General features: G+C 57.5%; 16 protein-coding genes. 12 read left to right on the top strand and 4 right to left on the bottom strand.

Annotated features, from left to right (window positions below; translation table 11 throughout):
• Window positions 1-8: 8 nt before the first annotated feature.
• The 8 genes from BA177_RS12090 to BA177_RS12055 all read left to right on the top strand — a co-directional run bounded on the left by BA177_RS12090 (window position 9) and on the right by BA177_RS12055 (window position 7,028).
• On the top strand, window positions 9-272 hold the full coding sequence (locus BA177_RS12090; RefSeq protein WP_156762804.1) for a hypothetical protein: 264 nt from the start codon (window positions 9-11) through the stop codon (window positions 270-272).
• A 36-nt stretch (window positions 273-308) separates the two neighbouring features.
• Window positions 309-1,109: a MotA/TolQ/ExbB proton channel family protein gene (locus BA177_RS12085; protein WP_068616539.1), complete on the top strand. Its 801-nt coding sequence runs from the start codon at window positions 309-311 to the stop codon at window positions 1,107-1,109.
• Between the two features lie 81 nt (window positions 1,110-1,190).
• Window positions 1,191-2,561 carry an FHA domain-containing protein gene (locus BA177_RS12080; protein ID WP_068616537.1) on the top strand — a complete coding sequence of 457 codons (1,371 nt, stop codon included), beginning with the start codon at window positions 1,191-1,193 and terminating at the stop codon, window positions 2,559-2,561.
• Window positions 2,551-3,645, top strand: coding sequence for a VWA domain-containing protein (locus tag BA177_RS12075; RefSeq protein ID WP_068616535.1), 1,095 nt, complete (start codon window positions 2,551-2,553; stop codon window positions 3,643-3,645). Before BA177_RS12080 ends, BA177_RS12075 begins: the two co-directional genes overlap by 11 nt.
• Window positions 3,646-3,653: 8 nt before the next feature.
• Entirely contained in the window at window positions 3,654-4,646 is a 993-nt protein-coding gene (locus BA177_RS12070; protein WP_068616533.1) for a VWA domain-containing protein, read from the top strand.
• Window positions 4,647-4,793: 147 nt separating this feature from the next.
• Window positions 4,794-5,519, top strand: a complete 726-nt coding sequence (locus BA177_RS12065) for an OmpA family protein (protein WP_068616530.1) — start codon at window positions 4,794-4,796, stop codon at window positions 5,517-5,519.
• 192 nt (window positions 5,520-5,711) lie between these two features.
• Entirely contained in the window at window positions 5,712-6,053 is a 342-nt protein-coding gene (locus BA177_RS12060; protein WP_068616529.1) for a 4a-hydroxytetrahydrobiopterin dehydratase, read from the top strand.
• Window positions 6,054-6,062: 9 nt separating this feature from the next.
• On the top strand, window positions 6,063-7,028 hold the full coding sequence (locus tag BA177_RS12055; RefSeq protein ID WP_068616527.1) for a threonine ammonia-lyase: 966 nt from the start codon (window positions 6,063-6,065) through the stop codon (window positions 7,026-7,028).
• Window positions 7,029-7,040: 12 nt separating this feature from the next.
• On the opposite strand, the gene BA177_RS12050 is transcribed toward BA177_RS12055, so the two are convergent.
• The 3 genes from BA177_RS12050 to BA177_RS12040 form a co-directional block, all read right to left on the bottom strand.
• Window positions 7,041-7,796: a nucleotide-binding protein gene (locus tag BA177_RS12050; RefSeq protein WP_197493013.1), complete on the bottom strand. Its 756-nt coding sequence runs from the start codon at window positions 7,794-7,796 to the stop codon at window positions 7,041-7,043.
• Window positions 7,797-8,171: 375 nt separating this feature from the next.
• The gene (locus tag BA177_RS12045; protein WP_082990075.1) at window positions 8,172-8,978 is read right to left on the bottom strand and encodes a class I SAM-dependent methyltransferase; all 807 of its coding nucleotides are present in this window, start codon (window positions 8,976-8,978) and stop codon (window positions 8,172-8,174) included.
• An 82-nt stretch (window positions 8,979-9,060) separates the two neighbouring features.
• Window positions 9,061-9,480, bottom strand: coding sequence for a GFA family protein (locus tag BA177_RS12040; protein ID WP_068619296.1), 420 nt, complete (start codon window positions 9,478-9,480; stop codon window positions 9,061-9,063).
• Between the two features lie 95 nt (window positions 9,481-9,575).
• On the opposite strand from BA177_RS12040, the gene BA177_RS12035 reads away from it, so the two are divergent.
• The 3 genes from BA177_RS12035 (at window position 9,576) to BA177_RS12025 (ending at window position 16,471) form a co-directional block, all read left to right on the top strand.
• On the top strand, window positions 9,576-10,874 hold the full coding sequence (locus BA177_RS12035; protein ID WP_068616523.1) for a GGDEF domain-containing protein: 1,299 nt from the start codon (window positions 9,576-9,578) through the stop codon (window positions 10,872-10,874).
• 272 nt (window positions 10,875-11,146) lie between these two features.
• A complete protein-coding gene (locus tag BA177_RS12030; protein ID WP_068616521.1) occupies window positions 11,147-14,413 on the top strand; it encodes a TonB-dependent receptor domain-containing protein in 3,267 nt (1,088 codons plus the stop codon).
• Window positions 14,414-14,512: 99 nt separating this feature from the next.
• Complete coding sequence (locus BA177_RS12025) at window positions 14,513-16,471, top strand: alpha/beta hydrolase family protein (RefSeq protein WP_082990074.1); 1,959 nt, start codon at window positions 14,513-14,515, stop codon at window positions 16,469-16,471.
• A gap of 74 nt (window positions 16,472-16,545) precedes the next feature.
• Here BA177_RS12025 and ilvB read toward each other — a convergent pair whose 3' ends face one another.
• Complete coding sequence (gene ilvB, locus BA177_RS12020) at window positions 16,546-18,339, bottom strand: biosynthetic-type acetolactate synthase large subunit (protein WP_156762801.1); 1,794 nt, start codon at window positions 18,337-18,339, stop codon at window positions 16,546-16,548.
• 209 nt (window positions 18,340-18,548) lie between these two features.
• Between ilvB and ilvN the strand changes: the two genes are divergently transcribed.
• The gene (gene ilvN, locus BA177_RS12010) at window positions 18,549-19,070 is read left to right on the top strand and encodes an acetolactate synthase small subunit (protein WP_068616513.1); all 522 of its coding nucleotides are present in this window, start codon (window positions 18,549-18,551) and stop codon (window positions 19,068-19,070) included.
• The last annotated feature ends 3 nt before the right edge of the window (window positions 19,071-19,073 follow it).

Below are 19,073 nucleotides of genomic sequence, written 5' to 3'. Positions count from 1 at the left end.
CACCCAAAATGAAACAACTGACGCTGATAATGCTTTGTGGACTGCTTGCAGCGACCTTCACGGTGGCGCAGGAGAGCGCTGACCCGGCGGCGGCTCAAACGGCAGCGGAGGAACCCGCGGATACGGCTGATGCGGACGCTGGCGACGTTGAAGCTGACGAAATTGATGATTCCGACCTCGATCTGCAAACCTACGAAGAAGATGACGACGACTTCGTCCCGACTGAAGAAATTCCGGCGGACGAACCAATTCCGTTTCCGACCAATATTTGATTTTGGGCCGGTCGCTGCAACCAGGAACTGCATTGCATGAAAAAGAAGAATATTCCCGTAGAGTTCGTATACCAGCTGTTTGCACTGATTATCGCCATCATCGTGGTGCACGCGTTTTATGTGGCCGTGGTACGGCCGAACGCCGCCGAGGTTATCGCACAGCAGGCACTGGAGGCACAGGCCAACCCTGATTACGTTCGCGAGCGATCGACCTGGGTATTGATCAAGGATCTGGAGCAGGAGTCCTGCTTCATTCTGATGTTCTGGGCGCTGGCGATTATGGGTTTCAAAGCACGGCTGCTGTTGCAGGAGCGTATGCTGCTGGAAACGGACCTGGTGGCGATCGCCGAGGGCATGCGCATCCTGCCGGAGGATACCCGCGAGTTTGCGCGCCAGGTACAGGCCTTGCCGGAGCACCAGCAGAAGTTGATGTTGCCGCGCGCCTTGTTGAATGCGCTGCAACGGTTCAGTTCGACCCGCAACATTCAGGATGTGGCGAGCAGCACGCATACCCAGTTTGAATCAGAAGCCGAGCAGCTGGAATCCGAACTGTCCATGATTCGCTACATTTCCTGGGCGATTCCTTCCATTGGGTTTATCGGTACCGTGCGCGGTATCGGTGAGGCGCTGGCGCAAGCGGACAAAGCCGTGCAGGGCGATATTGCCGGCGTCACTCAGAGCCTCGGTGTTGCGTTCAACTCCACGTTCATCGCCCTGTTGATCAGTATTTTTCTCATGTTCCTGGTGCACCAGTTGCAATTGCTGCAGGAACGACTGGTGTTCGACAGTGAGAACTACGCGAACAACAAGTTGATTCGGCACATGAAGTCCGACTGAATCTATGCGTGCTTCGATGGCCATTGGTTATAAGTCGCCACTTGCAGTGCAAGCAGCCAGTGATGCGTGGAGCCTGCGATCATGACCCGCGCCGCGATTCACCTGAACGACGCCGGCATCACCTTGCTGACGACGGAGCGGCTGTTGTACCGGCAACCGGGTTTCGTGCTGCTTGCGGAGGATCAGCTGACAACGGGGATTGACGCGTTCGCCCGGGCGCGCATCAACCCGCGTCATCTTCAGCATCGCCACTGGATGGAGCTTGCAACTACGGCGCTGCTGGAGCAGCGTTTCGCGCACCTGACGGCGGCAGATCTCGCGAGCCGGCAACTGGAGCACATGTGGGCAACGGCGGGCAACGGTATTGATGAGCTGATTGTCGCTGTCCCGGCGTACCTGACGGCGTCACAACTCGGGCTCGTCCTCGGTATCGCTGCGGACATTGGTATGCCGGTTTCGGCCATGGTGGATGCTGCCGTCGCGGCTACCCGGCGGGAGTACCGGAACGCAGTGCCAGTTCACGTCGATTGCGGCCTGCATGCCACTACACTGACCCGCCTTGGCCAGGTTGACGGCGCCATCGTGGAAGCGAGTGAAGTGATCGACTCCTGCGGCACCTACCCGCTGTACGATGCCTGGCTGAAAACCATAGCGGAAGCATTCGTTCGCCAGTCCCGGTTTGACCCGTTGCACACGGCTGAGACCGAACAAATGCTGCTGGATCAAATGGGGCAGTGGCTGCGTCTCGCGGGTCGTGCGGATAGCGTATCGATGACCGTGACGAGCGGGGGAGTAAGTCACAGCGCGGAAATCGAGTCCCTGAGCCTGATAGGTGCGGCAGCCCCCTGGTACCAGCAAATTGCCAATCGCCTCCGGGCGCTCTATCGCGCCGACGAAGTGCCGGCAATTCAGATCACTTCGCGGATTGCGAGCCTGCCGGGACTGGCTGACCTGCTGCTGGCCAGGGTGGGCGGAGAAATTTACGCGCTGGAAACCGGCGCGACCGCGCGCGGAGCGCTGGCTCGCTGTCGGGGCAGCGTCCGCGACGGTGGCAGTGTCAGCTTGCTGCGGCAGCTGCCGTGGGATCAGGCGGCCATCGAGATTCGGCCGACAGACACCGCTGCCAGCAAAAGCGGTATACCGACGCATCTGCTGTTCGGTGATATCGCCTGGCGCATCGACGAGCAGAGTCTCGTGCTCGGGTCCCAGCCGGACACGGCGACGCGCTTTATCGAACTCGACGGGGATATGCCCGGTTTGTCGCGTCGCCATTGCGAGGTGCGCCGGGAAGGCGGTCAATGTGTTGTCGAGGACCATAGCCGCTACGGCAGTTTTTTGAACGGTCACCGAATAAACGGGTCTGCCATTCTGCAGGTCGGTGATTCCTTGCGGGTGGGTACGCCCGGTTTCGAATTCAGGCTGATTACTACGGACGAGCAGCATGGCGCGTAAACGTCGCGAAAGTCAGATCATTGGCATGTCGTTCCTCGACATCATGAGCTGTGGATTCGGCGCCGTCGTACTGTTTTTCATGATTATCAACTCGCAGGTCCGGCGTGACACGGACTCCCCGCCCGAAGAGCTGAGCGGAGAGACCGCGCGGCTGGAGTTCGAAGTTCTCGAAGCGCGCAAAAACCTCGTGCTTGCGAAGAATACGATGGAAGAACTCGATGACGAACGGGCACGGGCAACCAGTCGCATTGCACAGATTACCGCGCTTATTGAAAAGCTGAAGATCGAGCTGGCGCAACACGATCAGGAAACGCTGGCGAAGGTTGAGCGTGTGGAGAAATTGCAGTCGGATATCGAACGCCTGGAAGAAGAGCGCAAACGCTTGCTGGCAGCTGAAGAGGCACGTGAGTCCGGCAGTAAAGTGCGTTCGTTCACCGGTGAGGGCGATCGCCAGTACCTGACCGGATTGAAAGTGGGCGGTGATCGCATTCTGGTTCTGGTGGACAGTTCTGCGAGCATGCTGGACCGGCGCATCATCAACATCATTCGCCGCCGCAACATGTCCGAGGACGTTAAACTGCGTTCCCTGAAATGGCGTCAGGCAGTTTCGTCGGTTGACTGGTTGTCGGCGCAGTTCCCGCCGACCAGCAAGTTTCAGATTTATACCTTCAACACCAGCGCCAAGCCCGTGCTCAAAGGCAGCGATGGGGTCTGGCTGGATGTTGGCGATGGCAAGCAGCTGGACGAAGCCATCCGGGTGTTGCGCCGCACGGTGCCCGAGAACGGGACGAATATGCTCGACGCCTACAAGGTGATCAACAGCCTTAATCCGAAGCCGGACAATGTCATCTTGCTGGTCGATGGCTTGCCCACCATGAATGCCGCCGAGACCGAGCGGGGCATGGTGACGGGCCAGGAACGGCTGAAGTTTCATTACGAAGCCGAGCGCGAAATTCCGAGTGGCGTACCGGTCAACGTATTGCTGTACCCGATGGAAGGCGATTACAACGCCGCCGTCGCGTACTGGTTGCTGGCCTACCGCACGGGCGGTTCATTCATGAGCGTTAGCAAGGACTGGCCGTAGGTGTTGCTATGAGACGACGTCGCAATGTAGAAGGTTTCAGCCTGTCGTTCCTTGACTGCATTTCCTGCGGCTTTGGTGCCATTCTGTTGCTGTTGGTGTTGAGTAAGATTTACGAACCTTCGGTTATCGAAAAATCCGAAGAAGACCTCGATGCTCTTATTGCCTTGCTGGAAGCCGAATTGTTTGAGATTCGCGGTGATACCGCCGTGCTGAATCGCGAACTGGTTTCGCGACGCGAAGAAACCACTGAAACACGTATGACGCTGGCGCAGCTGCAGCGTGAGCTCGACAAGGTTCAGGGACAGTACGCGCTAATTTCAGAAGATGCGCCGGCGCTGGATGTCGACGAGGGTGAACTGGAGGCGGCGCGGCAACGGCTGACGGCAGAGATGCGTCGTTTGCGACCGAACTTCCGACGCGCGCCGGATGATTCCATAGGCGGTATACCCGTCGACAGTGAGTACATCATTTTCGTGATCGATACTTCCGGCAGTATGCAGGCCAAATGGGACTGGGCCGAGGAAAAACTCGGCGAAGTGCTGGATGTTTATCCGACCGTAAAAGGTCTGCAAATCATGAACGACAACGGCCGCTTCATGTTCGAACAACACGGCCGCACCTGGTTGCCGGACACCCCGCAACTGCGCCAGGCTATCAAGAGCACGATGCGGCAATGGGCACCGTTCTCGGACAGTGATCCGTCCGACGGTATTGCCTACGCCATTCAGACATTCTGGGCACCGGACAAAAAGATCAGCATTTACGTGTTTGGCGATGAATTCCAGGGCCAGTCGATGGAGGCGGTGCTGCGCGACATCGACGGGATCAATGTCGAGGACGAAGACGGCAATCGACTGGTTCGCATTCATGCGGTCGGCTTTCCATATTCGTTTAGCGGCAGCACCATCCCTCAGAGTTCGCAACGGTTTGCCGGCCTCATGCGTTTGCTGTGCGAGCGCAATGGCGGCACTTTCGTCGCGTTGACCAACCGCAATCGCTAACTGCGGGTGGCTGCTGCCTGCGGCCACAGTTCGTCACAATTGATCGCCAGGCTGCCATTTCCCTGACGCCTCGCTGGCCACCGGGCACGGTGTAATTGCTTCCGACGACGGCCACACCGGTGGCTGACACTTTCGGAGGATCACATCATGACTCGAACACTACTGATTTTAGGTACCGCACTGGCATTGATAGGCAATACTGCACAGGCAGCATCCAGCCCCAAGGAAGAACGCCTGGGCATCGGCCTCGGTCTCACCGTGGGCGCAGCGGCCGGTGGACCGGTTGGTGCCATCATAGGTGCCGCCATCGGCGCCAAATTCGGCGACAACTATCACAACAAAAATACCGAAATTGGCGAACTGCAAAGCTCCCTCGCGCGCTCCAGCTCGCGGGTCAATGAACTGGAAAGCACGGTCGCCGATCTCAATCGTGATATCAGCGTCATCGACAGTGATTTGCGCCGTTTGCAGTCTCAGTCGCGACCGGAGTTGTTGTCGTTACTGCAGGCGGGAATCGAAATGGACCTCCTGTTCCGCACGGACGAACACGTGCTCGTGGATGGGACGCGCAGTCGTGTAGCTCAGTTGGCAGCGACATTGGCCAGCATGCCGGACGTGCAGGTGCAGCTCGATGGCTTTGCCGATGAACGGGGCGATGAAACCTACAATCGCGATCTGTCGGCGCGTCGGGCCAGCTCGATACGTGACTTGCTGGTGGCCAACGGGGTTGCAGAAAGCCGGATCAAAATCTCCGCACACGGTGAGACACCTGCCAACGATACCTACCCCGACAGTTATGCGTTGGATCGTAAAGTCGGACTGACTTTGTTCATTGCTGATTCTCAGGCGTTCGCGGCGAATCCACAGGACTGAGTAACGGCTACGGGTGCAGGAAAGCTGGTTGCTTACATCCCGCCCGCAACGTTGATTTTCCCCGCTTGACTCGACCTTGAGTCACGACTGGCCAGCCCGCAAGGGCTGGCCCTTTTTCTTGCTGAACGGCGGTGCAATGTGGCGTGGCAGGTCTTATAGTAGGCCGCTGGAATTTTCAGGGGTGTGCAACCAGTGGTGGAATTAACTGAACGTCGCTGTGAACCGTGCGAGGGCGGCGTTGAGCCGTTAAGCCGTTCGCAGGCCAAGGAATTATTGGTGTTGCTGAATGATGGCTGGAGCCTGAGTGACGATGGTAAGTCCATTAGCCGGGAGTTTCGCTTCCCGGTGTTTAGCCGCACAATTGCGTTCGTCAACGCAGTTGCCTGGGTTGCCACTGTCGAAGGACATCACCCGGAGTTACTGGTCAAATACGGGAGCTGTGACGTTCGTTATACAACAACGGCGATTGACGGCTTATCCGATAACGATTTTATTTGCGCCGCGAAAGTCGATCGCATCGCGGCCGATCAATAGGAACAATCAATGATCTCGATTGCCGAAATTGCAGCTGCTGCAACTCGCCTGCACGGTGTCGCCGTGGAAACGCCCTTGATCAGCTCGCCGGAACTGGATGAGTTGACGGGCGGCAGGGTCCTGCTGAAAGCCGAGTGTTTACAACGCACCGGTTCCTTCAAGATTCGTGGCGCCTACAACCTCATGGCGCAACTGGATGCTGCACAGAGAGCCTCCGGAGTTGTGGCTTACTCGTCCGGCAATCACGCACAGGGTGTGGCGGCGGCGGGTACGATGCTCGGTATCAAGACGGCGATTGTCATGCCTGACGATGCGCCGGCCGCCAAGATTCGCAATACGCGCAAGCTTGGTGGCGAGACTGTGCTCTATGATCGCTACACCGGTGATCGGGAGCAGATTGCCCGGGAACTGGCGGCCGAACGCGGTGCGGTTCTGGTGCCGTCCTATGACCATCTCGACATCATTGCTGGTCAGGGCACTATCGGCCTTGAGTTCATGCAGCAGTGCGGTGCTGTCACGCCGGACCAGGTGCTGGTTAGTTGCAGCGGTGGCGGCATGGTGGCGGGCATTGCGCTGGCCGTGCACGCCAGCGCCGCGAATACGGCGGTTTACGCTGTGGAACCCGCGGACCTGGACGACACGGCGCGCTCGCTAGCGGCCGGTGAGCGGGTCCGCAACGATCCCAAAGCACACAGCATCTGCGACGCGTTGCTAGCCGCTATACCGGGCAAGTTCACGTTCGACATCAATCGCTCGGAGCTCGCGGGAGCGTTGGGCGTCAGCGATGACGAGGTTCGTGCGGCGATGCGCTTTGCATTCAGCTACCTGAAGCTGGTGCTCGAACCGGGTGGTGCAGTGGCACTTGCCGCGTTGTTGGCTGGTCGAATTGACGGCCGGGACAAGACGACTGTCGTGGTGCTGAGCGGTGGCAATGTTGACCCGGCTTTGTTCGCGGAGATTCAGAGCGCTGCCTGACGCTGACCTGATTTAGCGCTGTTGTTGGTACAGCTCGGTAACGTTAGCGGCGCTGCGGATCTGGCGGTCAAGGTCGACATTGCGGCCACGGTTGCGCCAGTTTTGCAGCCAGCTGGTGATTTTCTCAATTTGCTCTACATCCTGAGTCGTTCGCCGCGCCGGCAGTTCGCACACCCCCAGACCTTCTTCGGCGCCACGCACAAAATTCTGACTGTCGCGCAAGACGCCGACTACCGGAATGCCCAGCGAATCGAGGAAGCGCATCAAGCTCGCGTAGCTCTTGGTGTTGCGCCGTGTTCGGTTGGCGATTACCCCGAGCTTGCCGTCGCGTCGGTCCACTTTCGCAATCAGCAACAGGTCGGCGATGCAGCGCGCAGCCGCATGAATATCAATGGCGGAGGGCAGTACCGGGACGAGAATACTGGTGGCATCGCGGGTCAGGTTGCAGAGATCGTTATGCGCCACACCGGCGGGCGAGTCGACCAGCAGCGTTGTGGTTTCGTGTGGAACCCGTAACTGCCAGCTGCGTGTCGCCCCCATGCTCTGCTTGTACGCGGCGATTCCGTAGATCGGCGGACGGTCCGCCGGCCGTTTTTCCAGCCAGCGCATGGTGGAGCCTTGCGGGTCGAAATCCATGATGGCCGGTGTGCTGTCATCAGCCGCGATTCGGCTGGCGATGTTCGTGACCAGCGTCGTTTTGCCGCAGCCGCCCTTGGGATTCAGCACCACAATCTTGTTGAGGTTACTGCGATTGGGCGTTATCAGCATAAGTGCACTTCTCGTGTCGACAGGACTCGGGACAGACTGAGCGTTGCAGTGCAAGGTGTCCTTGCGCTGCATCACAGTATCACAAGATCAGTAGTGCAATCATAGTCTTACCGGGTATTCCTAGAGTCCTTGCTGCATACCTGTGGTGCCCGGGTGGTGGTGGCCGGTCGGCTTGAGCAACCCAATCGCGAGCGCCCGGCAACGGGGCGGGGTCAGGTTCACCCGCGCCGCTCTGTTGCGCACCGTGCGTTTGGCGTCCTCTTGACGTTCGCGATCCCGGCGTGGCTCCACAGTGGCGCTGACGGGTGTCAGCTGCAGGCGCCCGGTCCGGCCGCATGCTGTGTGCGGGCTGGCCGACCGGATGGGCGCGTTCGCTCAGGGCAGCGGGTTTCTCAGTTTCAGAACGAAGCGGTCTGTATTGCCGCGCAGTCCCTCGGAGAAAACACCCTGACGATGGTCGTCGTTGGGGTTGGCCAATAGCTTGCTGTCACCTTCGACGACAAAGCCGGCCGCTTCGGCGGTTTCTATCACCCGGGCTTTTTCGATCCGGTGCAAGGCCGCATTGTCTTCGCTGCCGATGCCGGCATGATCGATGATGCCGAACACACCGCCGGGCTTGAGCATGCTGCGGACGGTCGTCAGAACACTAACGGCCGCTTCCGGACCGGCGCTGTTGTAGATGTCGTGAAAGTTGAGCGCGGTGATCGCAGCATCGAATTGACCGTCCGCAATGCTGAGGTCTTTGAGTTCTTTGTTCAGCCGACTGACGTTGGGCAGGCGGTTGCCCGCGAGTCGTTCGGTCAAAGCGGTTTCGTTTACGCCGTCGCGCATTTTCAGTACCGCGTCCGGGTTTTGGGCAACAACCCGTCCCTCTGGTCCGACGCTGATGGCCAGGACTTCGGTGTAATAGCCGCCGGCGGCGATGAGATCGATGACGGCCATGCCGGGCTCAATGCCGAGAAACTCGATGACTTCCGCGGGCTTACGTCCGGCGTCGCGATCGCGGTCAGCTTGCGGTCGGGCGCTGTCGGCCAGCCGCTCGCGCAAGCTGGGTGCTGACGCCGGTTTACTCGTCTCGCTGTTGCTCGCGCCCGTTGCTTCCGTGTCGTTGTTGTCTGAGCTGCAGGCGACCAGCAGCATTGATGTCAGTAACAGTGCCAGCATCTGAGTGTTTGCGAACATGGGCATGCTCCGTTTGCATAAGATTGGCGTGCGTAGGCGAGGATACCGGGCGGCCGGTTGGGCAACAACTGACGGCAGTTGACTACTTTTTGTCCGGGAATTGCTGCCAATGCGGCAAGCCGTCACCACTGCAGGACCATTTGGCCCGGGAATCCTGAAATATGCGGCCAGTGACGGTGAGGTCGGGGTCATTGTCCAGGCTGCCAGCGCCGATGACGGCGATGTTTGCTTGCGCTGCTACCCGTGGCATCGGGCTGCCGCACTCGCTGCAAAACACGGTATGGAATCGCTCGGCGTCGGGTACGTGATAGCGGCGCAGCAAATTCTCTCCGCGGGTCCATGATTGTTGGCTGTAACGGACAATGACGTTGCTGGCATGGCCGGTACCGCTTGCTTTGCGACAGCGTCCGCAATGGCAGTGAAAGAAGGCCTGAACTTCACCGCTGATCTCATAGGCAACCTTGCCGCACAGGCAGCTGCCGGAAAAAGTCTGTTCGCTCATCAAGTGCTCCATCGCGTTCACCCCAGGAAGCCGATACTATCGCAGTCAGCCTCCTCGTGCGGTACGGGAGTGGCGGGTCAATTTCTGGGGGCTCCATGGCAGAGGTCGTCGAATCGGCAACCGTTCGTGAGCAAAGGACATTGTTGCGACCGGATTTCATCTGGTCGTTGCTGTTATTCGCGGTGGCTGCTGCGACCATCGCAGTGCTCGGTGCTCAGCAGGGGGTGCTTGCCGGCCCCTACGGCTGGGGCACGGGCGGTTTCTTTCTCTTGTTCGGCCTGTTCACGATCACGATGGGTTTTCCGCATCCCGGCTTCGGGCATGTGTCGTTTGATCGGGTTGCGCAGGTAGCCAGCCTGCTGTTGCTCGGTCCGCTCGACGCGGCCTGGATCAATGGTCTGGCATCGTTCATCTGGCCCTGGCACCGATTGTGGAAAGGCGTAACGGCCAAGGATGTGCTCACGGCCTCGTTGCACAATGCGGGTCTGATGTCGCTGGTTATTTTAGCCTGCGGTACCTTGTACGTAGAGCTTGGCGGGGCCGTGCCGTTATTTGAGTTAAATGGCACGACAGCCGGGCTGTTGCTGCTGTTGTTGCTCAGCATGCAACTGGCAAACGATGCGGGCATGCTGCTGCTGATCTACTTGCGGCACCTCGATCCTACCCGCCTGCTGAACGTGTTCTCGTCAGCCGTCGAAATAGTCTCCGGCATTATCGCGGTGGTGGTGACGATCGTATTTGTGCGCCTCGACCTGACGACTTTGGCTTTGCTGTTGTTCGTGCTCGGGCTTGGGATGCTGGTGCTCAAGCAATTTGCAATCATGCGCGACCGCCTTGAGAAACTTGTCGATGAGCGAACGGAAGAGCTGCGGCTAAAATCCATTGAGCTCGAGCGTCAGGCGACTCATGACACGTTGACCGGCTTGTTCAATCGCCGCTTTGCTGACGATTACCTGCAAAGGGAGATGGAGGCTGCCAAGCGTACCGATCGTGACCTGACTATTGCGCTCGCTGACATCGATCACTTCAAGAAGATTAATGACAGTTATTCGCACGCGACTGGCGACGAGGTGCTGCGTCGTGTGTCTCGTTTGCTGGTCAATCGTTGTCGCAAAACCGATATCGTCGCCCGCTACGGCGGCGAGGAATTTCTTCTGTGCTTTCCGGATACCAATATCGAGTTCGCAACGCAGATCTGTGGGCAGATTCGTACGGCCATCGAGAAAATGGATTGGTCGGTGTTGCAGGGTGCCGTACCGGCAGACTTCGGGATCACGATCAGTTTCGGCGTCGCGGCCGTCGGTAGCGACACCCGTCGCACGACGGTACTGGGGGTTGCTGATACGCGCTTGTACAAGGCCAAAAGCGAAGGTCGAAATCGCGTCGTTGCGTAACCTGCCCGGGCCACCCGCGAGGCTCACTAGATAGACCATCGTTTTCAATTTACGACATTGTAGGTCCTATATATCTACCTTTTGCGCGATTTCGTTGTTCTAAAGCAACGTTTCTGACGCAACGATGCGGTATTCGCCGCTGAAGCATTTACAACGCAATCACAATCGGCAATATTCCCTGCAACTAACATCGGAGCAAGGCCTACGACTAAACACAACAGCGGGGTATTTGAACCCGCACATAAACAAAAACACTGCATAAGGGGAAGGAAATGCAATTTGACGATTCGCGCAGTTTTTGCGCGCGTCTGCTGGCTGCCGGACTTTTCAGTCTTGCGCTGTTGGCAGCGCCCGCAACCTTCGCTCAGGAAGCGAACAGCGATGAGACCAGCAGTTCTGACAGTGACGAAGCCATCGATGAGGTTACTGTTACCGGCTCGCGCCTGAAACGCAGCACTTACAGCAGCATCGCGCCGCTACAGGTTATTACCAGTCAGGTATCCCGTGAAGTCGGGCTCATAAATGCTGCAGATATTCTGCAGGAATCGTCGGCCGCGACGGGGCAGCAGATCGATCTTACCTTCAGCGGCTTTGTTATCGACGAAGGCCCGGGTACCAACCCGGTGAGTCTTCGCGGGCTGGGTTCTGCGCGCACCCTGGTACTGGTCAACGGCCGACGCCTTGCACCAGCGGGTGTGGAAGGGGCGCCGTTTGCCGCTGACCTTAATCTTGTGCCGGGCTCGCTTGTGCAGCAATACGACCTGTTACTGGATGGAGCCTCGTCGGTTTACGGTTCAGACGCCGTTGCCGGTGTTGTGAACATCATCATGCGCAAGGATTTCGATGGCCTTGAGCTTGAGTATTTCACCACCGTGCCTGAGCAGAACGAAGGCATGACCCACAACATGACAGCGATCTGGGGCAAGAATTTTGATCGCGGTTTCATCGGTATTGGCATCGAAGCCGAAACGGCCGAGGTTGTCACTGCCGCCGACAGAAGCTGGACCAATCAGTGTGACAGGCACTACGAAATGACAACCACCGGTGAATTCCGGACGGTCGGCCTTGCAGACCAGGTTGCGCTCGGCATGCGGACGAATGCATGCAAACGTGCTGCACTGGCTGGACGTATCGTGCCCGATCCGTTCGGCAACTACGGTGGTTGGGGCAGTATTTACTGGACACCGGGCGCGGGCAACTCCGGCCTGGCGGACTGGTCCGAATCATCGTCGTTCAGCGTCCCTGTGGATGCTGATGGCGACGGCATGGTTGACATCGATTTCGCTGACTACGCCCTTGAATCGCGGGAACTGAACCGGACGCTCTATCCCGAATTCGATTCTCTGAGTGCAATGGCCTACGGTGAATACACCCTCGAAGGCGAAGCGAACATCACGCCGTATTTTGAGGCGATGTACAACGAACGCAAAGTCTTCTTTGATTCCGGCCGCTTCCAGCTGTTCCCGCAAGTTGGCGCTAACAATCCGTATAACCCGTGTAATCCGAATGGATTGTCGGGTGTTGATTGCGGACTCGCGTTCGACTCGTTGATGAATAACCCGAATTTTGCCGCCGACTTCACTGACTACTACGGTGTACCACCGACTGCCTTCGGACTTGGCCTGGAAGGTCCGTCGGGTCCGGTTGGTGTATTGCCGATTGCCAGTGTCTTTGGCGACCGTACGGGTAATGACAACAAAGTCGAGCAGACGCGATTCGTCGCGGGCGTGCGTGGCGACATCCCGGGTATGAATTTCGGCTCGGTGGCAAACTGGACATTTGACCTTACCGGTGTTTGGTCAAGGTCGGATGGTGTGTCCAGCCGGCTCGGTGTTCGTGGCGACCGGCTCGCTACATCGCTGGCCACGTCGCAGATTGTTGCCGGAACCAACAACGTGGTCTGTGGTGTCGACAACAACAATGACGGCGTGCCCGATGGCGTAATGGCTGACGGTTCTCCTTGCGTTCCCGTCAACATGTTTGCACCGTCGTTGTACAACGGCATTGTGGGCGACTTTGGGACGCCTGAAGAACGTGCATTCCTGTTCGACAGTCGCGACTTTGACACGGTTTACAAGCAGGCGATTTATTCCGCGTTTGTCACCGGTGAAATTCTGGAACTGCCGGCCGGCCCGGTGTCGATGGGTCTCGGTATCGAGCATCGGATTGACGAAATTCAGTCCATTCCTGACGAGGTAGCGAGTCAGGGCCTGTTCTTCGGCTTCTTCGCCGATCAGGGCGCCGTCGGTCAAAAAGACACCAGCGAAGCCTACGCGGAGTTTGAAATCCCGCTGCTGGTGGACATGCCTTTGGCCAGTGAGTTGACCACGAACCTGTCAGCACGCTGGACGGAAGACGAGTTCTACGGCAGTGCCTGGACCTATTCAGGCAAGCTGGGTTACCGGCCGGTACCGTCACTGTTGTTGCGGGCCACTTACGGAACGTCCTACAGGGCACCAAATTTGCGCGAGAACTTCCTGTTGGGCCAGACAGGCTTCCTGGCGGTTGGTGATCCCTGCGTCGTTCCGGATGCCGCTTACGATCCTTTGAGTGGCTACGACCCGACGTTGGATACGCGTGATGCGAACATCATTCAAAACTGCATCGACATCGGTGGTGTGGACCCAACTTCGCTGGGCTCAAATATCAACGCTTCGTACAGTGTTGAACGTTCGTCCGGCGGCGCGGTGGACTTGCTCGAAGAAACTTCGGATTCCGTCTCTCTTGGTTTCGCTTTCGAGCAGCCGTGGTTCAATCAGTTCAACCTGACAATCGGTTCGACTTTCTACAGCATTGAGTTGACTGATTCGATTGTTGAGCCGTCCGCGCAGTTTATTGTCAACGACTGTTATGGCAGCCCGACATCTGTGCGCAGCGCATTCTGCAGTCGTATTCGTCGCGGCGCAGACGGCTTGCTCGATTTCATCGACGCCGGATTCATCAACCGCGATTCGGAGAAAGTTGAGGGCGTGGACGTAAACGTTGCCTTTGACATGACCGTGCAGATGTTCGGCCGGCCGGTTGATTTCGGCGTGGACGTAATGATGAACCGTTCACTTGCTCTTGAAGAAACTTTCATTGATGACAACGGCAATGTCGATTTCGACTCTGACCAGGGCGAGTTCGGCTTTCCGGACTGGAACGGCAGCATGACGTTGCGAGCGGACTTCGCCGACTGGCGCGCGACCTGGCAGACCCGTTACATTGGTTCAGTTCACCAGGATGCGGCGTTTGTCGATGATTTCGGCAATGCGAACGCTGGCACGGCGGACACCTGTCTTGGCACGGCGGACGGCGATGTTGACTGCCGTGACGTAGGTTTTGCCAATAACTACTTCACGCATAACGCGTCGATTTATTACTACGGTGATGTCTGGACCTTCGGCGGTGGCATACGCAATGTCTTCGATCAGGAGCCACCCATGGTGGATGGCGACGAAGTACTGGCTATCAACAACACGCCGATTGGCTACGGCTATGACATCAATGGTCGTACGTTCTACTTCAATGTGTCTGCAACCTTTGATCTGGGTCTTTGATATCAGCGGGCACCATTGATTCGAGGTAATTGAGGGCCCGCGGTAGTTCACCGCGGGCTTTTTTTTGCTGCAGGTAAACGCAAAGTGAGAGTAGTGCAAATGACTGAATCCAGACTGTTCAGATTATCGTTACTTCTTGTAGTTTTCGGCATGTCGAGCGCAAGTGCAGCGGTGGAGCCCTACCCACTGGAGTACTTCGCGCTGCGCGCCGTAGTCAGTAATGTAGAGCTGTCACCGAATGGCGAGCGTCTCGCATTGTTGAAAATTCCTACGCGGGACGGTAATCCGGTCATCGAGGTTTATGACGCCAGGGATCTGTCGAAAGAACCGTTTCGGGTTAACGCGGACCCCATGGAAATCACGCGCTTCTTCTGGGTAAGTGATTCCAACATTGCGTTTGTTGCGCGACAGAAGATACGCGACAAGATCGAAGGCTTTAATCAGGGCGTCTACGAATTCCGCTTGGCGAACTTCGATGTCGATGCCAGGGATATAGAAACCTTTGACGAGCTGAACGGCACGATCTCGCACCTTCTGCCGAAAGAGCCTGAGAAAATCATTGTGTCCTTTAATCCGGGGGCGGAGCAGGATTCAAAGCTGAAAGAGGCGTTCAGGCCGCGCGCGTATTACGAGTTTGATCTGAAGCGTGGCACCAAGAAGCTGTTGATTCGCGGAAAAATTGATCTTGCGCAGATCGAGTTTGACGGTGATGGCAATCCGTATACTGCGCGCGGCTTCGATATCGGAGCGGGCGAGTTCATCTGGTATTTTCGCCGGCCCGGCGAAAGCAAGTGGTCCGAGATGTTCCGCATGGACGAGAACAGCTTTGAAGACTTTGTTGTCGAAGGTCTCGACGATGCCAAGGCAGGCAACTTTCTCGTTACCGCCCACAACGGCAGTGACAAGTCCGGACTCTGGTCATTTAATCCGGATACCCAGGAGTTCGAGGAGCTCATTTACCGGCGCAATGATGTCAATGTCGCCGGGGTGCGTTTTCACAGCAATAGCTGGACGCAGCCCGACACAATTGCCGGCGTTGTCTACGGAACCGATAAGTACCGGGTCGAGTATTTTGACGAGCTCGAAGGCGCGACAATTGCGCAGCTCGAAGGCCTTATTCCGCATGCCCATGAGATACGCATTACCAGCCGTTCGCGCGACGGCAACAGCATGACGGTCTACAACGAAGGTCCGCGTGACCCCGGTACGTATTACCTGATCAAGGATGCAAAGATCACTACCGTCGGCAGCAAACAGCCGCTGCTTGAATCGGAGAAGCTGGCGGATGTGCGCTACATTTCTTACCCGTCACGCGACGGGCTGACGATTCACGGTTACCTGACAGTGCCCAATGGCGAGCCACCGTTCCCGCTGGTCGTCATGCCGCACGGCGGCCCGTTCGTCTCTGAAGTCGTCGGCTACGACGAATGGGGGCAAATGCTCGCTAACAATGGTTACATGGTTTTGCAGCCGCAGTACCGTGGCTCGACCAACTATGGGCTCAAGCACTTCCTTGCTGCCTTCACGGACGGCAGCGAGGCTGGTTACGGCATGCAGGATGACAAAGACGACGGCGCGCTGTACCTGGTCAAGGAAGGTCTCGCGGATGCCGACAGGATCGCAATGTACGGTTGGTCCTATGGCGGCTACGCTGCTTTGGTTGCCGCGTCGCGTACGCCGCAGATCTATCAATGCGTGCTGGCCGGGGCCGCGGTAGCCGACATGACAATGCAGTTGAATTATTACCGCGACGAACTGCGTGGCGCCGCGAGGATTTCGCAACTGAGCTATCGCGAGGGCGCGATCAATCCTATTGACGAAACCGACAAGATCAATGTGCCCATGTTACTGGTGCACGGTGACGTTGATCAGCGCGTACCACCGGCGCATATGCGTCGTTACCTGAAAAAGCTGGCTGATCTGGAGAAAGACTACCGCTATGTATGGCTTGAAGGTGCTGACCACTTTTACAACACCTTGTTCTTCGATCACAAGATCACGCTTTATCAGAACCTCACGGGTTACCTGAAAAACGAATGCGGACCAGGCGGGCTATAAACGACAAACGCCGTTGCTGTCAGACCAGCAACGGCGTTTGCTAACTGTGCTGTGAATACCGCCAGAAGCGCGGTTCAGAACATTTCGCTGGGACCGAGCTCGGTGTCCGCATGCTCTGAACGGCTTTCGATGAAATCGCCGGTAATCATTTGAGCGTAACTGAGCCCCGGTCCAACCATCGGGTATACGCCTGCATCGGGGTCGATGATGACTTCGAGGAAGGCCGGCCCATCGAAATGAATGAATTCGCGAATGTACTCCGGCAAATCTTCCTTGCGTTCCAGCCGGCGCGCAAACTGATAGCCGTCTGCTTCAGCGGTCTTCACAAAGTCTTTGCGGTGCAGTGACTTGTCACTGGCCGACATCCGTCCTTTGTAATAGAGCTTCTGCCACTGGCGAACCATGCCGTCGCCAAAATTGTTGAGGACCACGACCTTGACCGGCAGACGATAGGTGGTCGCCGTTTCCAGTTCACCGATGTTCATGCGGATACTGGCGTCACCGTCGATATCGATTACGAGTTTGTCACGCTGCGCGAATTGCGCGCCAATTGCCGCAGGCAGGCCGAAGCCCATAGTGCCCATGCTGCCCGAGGTCAGCCAGAGCCGAGGATCGCGGAAATCAAAATACTGTGCGGCCCACATCTGGTGCTGGCCAACACCGGTCGCAATAATGGCTTCGCCGCGCGTGATGCGATTGATTTCTTCAATTACCGCGTACGGCTGGATCAGTGCGCTCTGCCGGTCGTAATTCAGTTTGTATCGGGACTTCAGTTCTGCCACTTCGCCGTGCCAGGTCGAAAAATCCTTGTTGAAGTCGATGCGCTTGCCGTAGGCAAGGACGTCATTCAGGTCGCGTTCGAGTACGCCGACGTGATACCAGCTGACGCTCTTGACCTTGCCGATCTCGGATACGTCGACATCGAAATGCGCGATATGCCGGGCCTTTGGCGCAAAACGGGAGGGGTCGCCGGCCACCCGGTCATCGAACCGCGCGCCGATGGCAATCAGCATGTCGCAGTCTTCAACTGCGTAGTTGGCACTCGCGAGGCCGTGCATACCGAGCATGTGGAGCGACAACGGGTGTGTCGTATCGCTCGCACCAATGCCCATGAGAGTGGTGACCACCGGAATGCCAAACGCGCTCGCAAATTCGCGCATGGCGGCGCTGGCATTGGCATTGATTACACCGCCACCGGCATAAATCAGCGGCCGTTCGGCTTTTTCCAGCATCGCAAACAATCGTCTGCAGGCTTCGTCATTGAGCCGGTTGTCCGTGACATTTTGCAGGCGATTCCGGTAGCCGGTTAATTCCAGTACGCCAACCCCCTGGAACTCGCCTTCCCAATTCTGCACATCTTTCGGAATATCAACGACGACAGGGCCGGGGCGCCCGGTGCGTGCCAGTTCAAAGGCGGTGCGCACGGTGGCCTCAAGCCGGCTGGGGTCGGTGACCAGGAACACGTGCTTCGCCACGGCACCCATGATGGCGGCGACCGGCGCTTCCTGAAAAGCATCCGTACCAATGGCGTTGGTCGGTACCTGGCCGCAAATAACCACTATTGGCACTGAGTCCGCCATGCAGTCGCGAACGGGTGTGACTGTATTGGTAGCGCCCGGACCCGAGGTCACCATTACGACGCCGACTTTGCCACTGGCACGCGCGTAGCCAGCGGCCATGAAGCCCGCACCCTGCTCGTTCGCGGGGACGATCAGCGGGATCGCGGCGCCGCCGGCAGAGTCCTTGTGCAGGTCGTTGTAGCGAAATACCGCGTCATAAGTTGGCAAGATCGCCCCACCGGAATAGCCGAATACGGTATCCACGCCTTCATCAGCAAGGACCTGAACGACAATGTCAGCACCTGTCATGCTGGTTCCGGCGAGTGGATGGTGGGTATTACGCGGTGCGGTTTGTCCGGTGCTCATTAGGTGCCACAAGATCAATGTAACTTTCAGATTTCTCGCGAGTGTTTACTAATTTCTGGTGCATTGCAATACTGGCGCCGCTGGCCGGAATTATGTGCTGAAAGTGCATTGGCCGTTTCAGCAGAATTGAACTCAACACCGGAAACAACAACATGCGTCACGTCATATCAGTATTGCTGCAAAACGAAGTCGGTGCGCTCACACGCATGACAGGCCTATTTTCTACGCGCGGTTTTAACATCGACTCTCTGAACGTCGCACCGACTCAGGATGAATCGGTCTCCCGGGTGACGCTCGTAATCAATGGTTCAGATGCAGCTGTTGCGCAGCTGAATACCCAGCTGGCCAAGCTGGTCGATGTCGTCAATATTCACGATATGACGCTCGGCAAGCACTTCGAGCGCGAGCTGGCCATCGTCAAATTGAAATTACCGGAAGGTGCTTTGCCCAAAGTGCAGGCGCTGGCGCAGAAGTTCGGTGCCGAGATGCTCGACGATTCGATGATCAGTTGCACGCTGCAACTGACCGGAAACCAGAAAGAAGTGGATTCCTTCGTCATTGAAGCGGCGCAGATCGGCAGCTTGTCTGCTGTTGCCCGCAGCGGCAGCGTGGCAGTCTCCAAGGGCGAAGTCACGTTGTCGTCCTACTCCCGGCAACACCGCCTCACGGGCTAGTCG

It is taken from the genome of Woeseia oceani (genome assembly GCF_001677435.1).
Classification (GTDB): Bacteria; Pseudomonadota; Gammaproteobacteria; order Steroidobacterales; family Woeseiaceae; genus Woeseia; species Woeseia oceani.
The sequence above is the reverse complement of the archived record's forward strand: the minus strand, read 5'-3'. Positions and strand labels throughout refer to the sequence as shown.